Source organism: Hydrogenophaga sp. L310 (assembly GCF_055703065.1).
In genome coordinates this window covers 22174-28173 of sequence record NZ_JBVPZA010000027.1, presented here as the reverse complement: position 1 = coordinate 28173, position 6000 = coordinate 22174, and the positions used below count along the sequence as shown (strand labels likewise).

At 58.5% G+C, this 6000-nt stretch carries 4 protein-coding genes; all 4 read left to right on the top strand.

Going from position 1 to position 6000, the window contains the following annotated elements; all coding sequences use genetic code 11:
* Nucleotides 1-145: 145 nt before the first annotated feature.
* The 4 genes from AC0GNO_RS23135 (at nt 146) to AC0GNO_RS23120 (ending at nt 5979) form a co-directional block, all read left to right on the top strand.
* On the top strand, nt 146-3061 hold the full coding sequence (locus AC0GNO_RS23135; RefSeq protein WP_003158660.1) for a Tn3-like element IS1071 family transposase: 2916 nt from the start codon (nt 146-148) through the stop codon (nt 3059-3061).
* Nucleotides 3062-3215: 154 nt separating this feature from the next.
* The gene (locus AC0GNO_RS23130) at nt 3216-3911 is read left to right on the top strand and encodes a KfrB domain-containing protein (RefSeq protein ID WP_256496999.1); all 696 of its coding nucleotides are present in this window, start codon (nt 3216-3218) and stop codon (nt 3909-3911) included.
* 164 nt (nt 3912-4075) lie between these two features.
* On the top strand, nt 4076-4198 hold the full coding sequence (locus AC0GNO_RS23125) for a hypothetical protein (protein ID WP_256497000.1): 123 nt from the start codon (nt 4076-4078) through the stop codon (nt 4196-4198).
* A gap of 242 nt (nt 4199-4440) precedes the next feature.
* Complete coding sequence (locus AC0GNO_RS23120; RefSeq protein ID WP_114656680.1) at nt 4441-5979, top strand: IS3 family transposase; 1539 nt, start codon at nt 4441-4443, stop codon at nt 5977-5979.
* Nucleotides 5980-6000: the final 21 nt, after the last annotated feature.

Genomic DNA, 6000 nt, shown 5'->3' with positions numbered 1-6000 from the left:
GGGGTCTCCTCGTTTTCAGTGCAATAAGTGACGGTACGCAAAGCTAGCACTGGCGCGGGGGTGGTCTGGGTAGACCGTTGATTTCATTGACTTTCCTGTTCGCTTTGTAAACGGGTATGGTGGCCTCCCACTTTTGAGGTTCACGATGCAGGGTTGGCACACAACGTTTTTGGGGATGCGTGGGCTCCCCCGCGATATCAGCGACTTCGAGATGAAGGCATTTTTCACCTTCGATGGTGCCGAGCGCGACGCAATCAATGCACGCCGAGGTGATTCCCACAAGCTTGGTCTGGCGCTCCATATTGGTTTCCTGCGCATGAGTGGGCGTTTGCTCGGTGCCTTTCGGGTAATTCCAGTAGCCTTGTGGCGCCACCTTGGCAACGAGCTTGGCATTGCAGCACCAGAAGTCGCCTCGCTGAGAGCCATGTATGAACGCGGGCGCACGCTATTCGATCACCAACAAGTAGCCTGCACGGTCCTTGGATTCCAGTGGATGAGCGAGCACCAGCGCCGCTCACTGGTACGTGAACTGCGCGACGAAGTGGCGCGCTGCGCCGACCGCGATCAGCTACTCGTGCGGGCGCGTCAATGGCTGTACAAGAACAAGCTGGTGATCGTGCACGAGCGGGCAATTCGGACACTGATTGCGGCGGCACTTGCCCAGCTTGAAGTTGAAACAGGCACCGCCATCGCCGCCAGCGTTGATCCAGCAACACTTGATCGCTGGCGAGCCTCAGTTTCAGAGCTGCGCCCAGATGGACAAACCCAGCAGAGTTGGCTATGGGCTGCACCGGCGAAACACTCAACCCGCCAAATCAGCGAGGTACTGGAGCGCATCGACCTGCTTTACACGCTGGACGTTCATAAGCACCTGGCAGACATCCCCGATCTCATCTTGCGCCGCTACGCGCGCCGACTTGTCTCCAGGCCGCCCTCAGCCGGAGCCAAGATCAAAGAGCCAGCGCGCACCGTGGAGGTCGCATGCTTTCTTCGGTATTGCCTGTTCACCACCACAGACCAGTTGATCCTTATGGTGCAGCGCCGGATCGCCGATCTGTGGCGTCAGGCTGCCGCCGATGTCCCCGCTACCGTCAATTGGGCCGCAATGTACAAAACGCTGCTCGGCGAACTTGTTGCCTTGAGCGCGCAAGGTGCGGTGCCAGATGCTGAGTTGCGTGCCCGTCTTGAAGCCTTGATCACCGAAACCCAGAAACGCAAACCACCGAGCAGGGCCTCCCTGGTCCGCGAGGGATTGATTGATGGAATTCGCCCCGTGCGGTCGTTGCTCGTCGCCATTGCAAAGCTGCCCTGGCAGGCCACCGGCGAGCATCCTGCCATCGAGTACCTTGCCAAGCTGCAAGCTTTATATCTCAAAGGATCCAGAAAGCTGCCAGTTGAAGTGGTGGCACCAAGTCTGGGAATGATCTGGCAGGTTTCGATCTCCAGCCCAGACCGGGAACGGGCGTTTCAGGCGTTGGAGGTGGCCACCCTGTTTGCCCTGCGCCGCGCGGTGCGCAATGGCTCGGTCTGGATTGAGCACAGCCTGAGCTTTCGGGGTCGTGCGCGCTTGTTCTTCACGGACGAGCGTTGGCAGGCAGAGTCCAAGAAACACTATGCCCGTCTATCGTTACCCAGCAAGGCTGCCACTTTCTTGAAGCCTTTGCTGGCCAGAGTAACTGCCGGTGTCGATGCGGTGGCCGCTGCAGCCCGCAGTGGCGTACTGCGCGTGGATGATGAACTCCATTTGTCGCCATTGCCCGCAGAGGACGAAGACCCAGAAGTGACCAAGCTGCGCGCGGCTTTGGATCACCGCATCGGTGAGGTTCAATTGCCGGAAGTGATTCTGGCCGTTGACGCCCAGGTGCGCTTTAGCTGGATCATGCTCGGACGTGAGCCGCGCTCTACCGACGAGCTGCTGATGGTCTATGCCGGCATCATGGCCCACGGCACCAGTCTGACTGCGGTCGAATGCGCGCGCATGATTCCGCAATTGTCTGCCACCAGCATTCGCCAGGCCATGCGCTGGGCGCGGGACGAACGGCGTCTGAGCCAGGCCTGCCAGGCTGTGCTGGAATTCATGCAGCGACACCCGATTGCCGCCACCTGGGGGCGGTCCGATTTGGCATCTTCTGACATGATGACCATGGAGACCACCAAACGGGTGTGGCAAGCCCGGCTTGATCCTCGGCGCAACACACCTTCCATTGGAATCTACTCCCATGTAAAAGACCGGTGGGGCATCTTCCATGCGCAGCCCTTTGTGCTCAATGAGCGCCAGGCGGGCGTGGCCATTGAAGGTGTCATCCGCCAAGAAAAGCTGGAGACCAGCCAGCTTGCTGTGGATACCCATGGCTACACCGACTTTGCCATGTCACATGCCCGTTTGCTTGGTTTTGATCTTTGCCCGCGGTTGAAGGAACTCAAACAGCGCCACCTCTTTGTGCCACGCGGCACCAAAGTGCCCGCAGAAATCGCTGCGGTGTGCGAAGCCAATGTCGACGTCGCTTTGATCGAAAAGCATTGGGATAGTCTGGTGCACCTGGCAGCCTCGGTCATGAGCGGACATGCCAGTGCGGTGGCAGCTCTTGCGCGGTTCGGTTCTGCCGCCCAGGGCGATCCAATCTATGAGGCTGGCGTGCAATTGGGGCGGTTGCTGCGTACGGCGTTTTTGGCTGACTACTTTGTCAAGGACGCTTTCAGGAACGAGTTGCGCCGGGTGCTCAATCGGGGCGAGGCTGTTAACGCCCTCAAGCGCGCCATTTATACCGGCCGGATCAGCCCGGCGCAGGCCAAACGTGTCGATGAAATGCAGGCTGTGGCCGATGCGTTGAGCCTGATGGCCAACATCGTGATGGCGTGGAATACCTCACAGATGCAGGCGGTCCTGGATCGCTGGTCGAACCGCCGCCAGGTCATTCCACCGGAACTGATCGGGAAGATTGCGCCCACCAGGCTGGAGAGCATCAACTTGCGGGGTGTGTTTCGCTTCCCGGTTGACCGCTATGCTGACCAAATCCTGCCTTCGCGGCCAAATGCATCGATAACTGGCACCAATGGATGAAACCGACCACGGTTTGACGCCACGAATCGCAGATTTGAAAGTGAACAGGAAAGTCAATGAAATCAACGATCTACCAACACCACCTCCGCGCCAGTGCTAGCTTTTCGTACCGTCACTTATTGCACTGAAAACGAGGAGACCCCTACCGGCTGCAGTGGAGCACTCCGACAAGGCGCTGATTTTTGACAATTCGGGCACCACGCCCATTCGCGTTGTCACAAAGAACGGCCCGGACGTGGTGTTTGAGCCCAATGCCCCGCAATGGGTGGAGGCGCAGTTTGCGGCCCCATACCGGGCTCGCCAGGCCTCGCTGAAGCAGTTGGATGCGGTCGCCAAAGGCTCGGCCCCCAACATCACGATTTCAGAAGCCGCGGCCCAGCATGGCCGAAGCTATCGTGGCAAGGTTGTTGATCAAACGGCGCACCACGCGCTGCAGGAATCCGAAGATCGCGGATTCGTTATTCACGACAAAGCGCTCGGCCCCAAGCGGGATTTTGACAACGGCAGCTACGCCCAAATCACCTACGCTTACGACAAGGGGAAAATTCCTGCTGAGGAAATTGTTCAACGCATAGAGCGGGAAGCCCGAAGCAAAGCATTCAAAGAGCTGCCTCGCCAGGAAGCCGTCAAGCAACACCCGGAATTGCAAGCAAATTTCGTCCAGCTCGATGCGCTCAAAAAGCAAATTCAGGGTCAACACCTCACGGCTGCTGAACAGGCAACGGTCATGGATCGGTTGCACGAAAACATGGCCAGGGCCATTGAGCGCGGCCCGGTTCCAGGCCAAAGCGCTTCCACCGAAACCGACAAGTCAACGCCTCCCACCCCAAGCAAGGATCACGAGCGCTAGACGCCGCACCCCGCCCACTATATGATGCAATGTTATGTTGAAGCCATTTAACATAATCTATATCGTATAACACCGCACCTTGGGCCGCTCGGCGGCGACTCACGACGTAATTGCGAAATTGGGCCGCAGTGCCTTTTGCTCGTCGTGACAACATGATGGGAGGCATGAAACACGCAAACCGCCTCATCGTGCTGCTCGTGATTGCCTCCCTCGTTGGCCTTGCCCTCCAGCCCGGAAACAAAGGTCTGGCTGTGCGTGTCTTCGGCGTCCAAATTGAAACCAAGTGATCTGTCTTGATCCCGTGGACAAGCGGGGATCGGCATGGAAATATGGACAAGCCTGCGACTTGCCCACATTCCCACCCCTCGCACCCCCTTGCCCACAGGCGCCCACGGGCCTGACGCGCTGCGCTTGCCTTTTGTGATTTTCATCTCTTAGAACACTCGCTTTGCGGGCATCATGTTGATTTCCACGTAAATCTGACCCCTCGGGGGTGCGGACGAAAACTTGGACTACTAGAAGGTAGTTCATGTATTCCTACGAAGACCGAATCCGAGCCGTTGAGCTCTACATCAAGCTCGGCAAACGCACCAGCCCGACCATCCGTCAGCTGGGTTACCCAACCAAGAATGCATTGAAGGGGTGGTACCGCGAGTATCAGCAGCGGCTCGACCTGCCGCTGGGATATGCCCGTCGGGAGCCGAAGTTCTCGCAGGGCCAGAAGGCAGCGGCCATCGAGCACTACCTCACACATGATCGATGCATCGCTGCCACCATGAGGGCGCTGGGCTATCCAGGGCGTGGAACGCTAACCAAGTGGGTCCGCGAGGCATTCCCTGAAGCCAGGATGGCCCTTGTCGGCAGTGTGGGCCAGCGAAGATATCCCGAGAGCTTGAAGCACGCGGGAGTGATGGAGCTTTGCACCCGGCAGGAAAGTGCACAGGCTGTTGCCGACAGGCTCGGCGTGTGCCGGCCAACGTTGTACAACTGGAAGAACCAGCTTCTGGGGCGTGAGGCACCCGCATCAATGAAACACACCGATCGATCACCGCAGGCGCAAGAGCGTGAAGAGCTCGAGCGCCAAGTTGAGATACTGCGCCACGAAGTCAGGCAACTGCGCCTTGAGCAGGACCTCTTGAACAAGGCCAATGAACTGTTAAAAAAAGGCCTGGGCGTCGATCTGCAGCTCCTGTCCAACCGGGAGAAGACACTGCTGATTGACGCCCTCAGGGAGCACTATGGCCTGCCAGAGCTCCTTGCACAGTTGAGTCTTGCGCGTAGCTCGTACTTCTACCATCGGGCCCGCGCGGCAATCGGAGACAAGTACGTGAGGGTGCGCCAGTCCATCACCGAGATCTTCGAGTCCAATCACCGCTGCTATGGCTACCGCAGGCTGCAAGCCTCACTGGCCAGAGAGCAAGGCCCGATCTCCGAGAAGGTGATACAGCGGCTGATGAAGCAAGAGAGCCTGGTCGTTGCAAAACCCAAGAGGCGTCGGTATGCGTCTTACCTGGGCGAGATCAGCCCGGCACCAGAGAACATCATCAACCGTGACTTCCAGGCAGCAGCCCCCAACAAGAAATGGCTGACCGACATCACGGAGTTCCAGATCCCTGCAGGCAAGGTCTACCTGTCGCCGATCATCGATTGCTTCGACGGGATGGTGGTGAGCTGGACCATCGGCACGAGTCCGGATGCAGAGCTGGTCAACACCATGCTGGATGCAGCCATCGAGACCGTCACAGAGACAAGCGATCGACCAGTGGTCCACTCAGACCGCGGAGGTCACTACCGCTGGCCTGGCTGGCTATCCAGAATGAGCGAGGCCAAGCTCACCCGCTCGATGTCCCGCAAGGCCTGCTCGCCTGACAACGCAGCGTGCGAGGGCTTCTTCGGTCGGTTGAAGAATGAACTGTTCTATCCTCGGGACTGGAAGAGCGTCACAGTTGAGCAGTTCATTGAGGTGCTCGACGACTACATCCGTTGGTACAACGAGAAGCGGATCAAGATCTCCCTGGGGGCCCTCAGCCCGATCGAATACCGGGTGAGCCTTGGACTTGCGGCATAAAACCAGTCCAAGTTTTTATCC

What these genes read in the sequence shown, in the direction of transcription:
- AC0GNO_RS23125 (WP_256497000.1), top strand. Translation starts at nt 4,076, where the DNA reads ATGAAACACGCAAACCGCCTCATCGTGCTGCTCGTGATTGCCTCCCTC.
- AC0GNO_RS23135 (WP_003158660.1), top strand. Translation starts at nt 146, where the DNA reads ATGCAGGGTTGGCACACAACGTTTTTGGGGATGCGTGGGCTCCCCCGC.
- AC0GNO_RS23120 (WP_114656680.1), top strand. Translation starts at nt 4,441, where the DNA reads ATGTATTCCTACGAAGACCGAATCCGAGCCGTTGAGCTCTACATCAAG.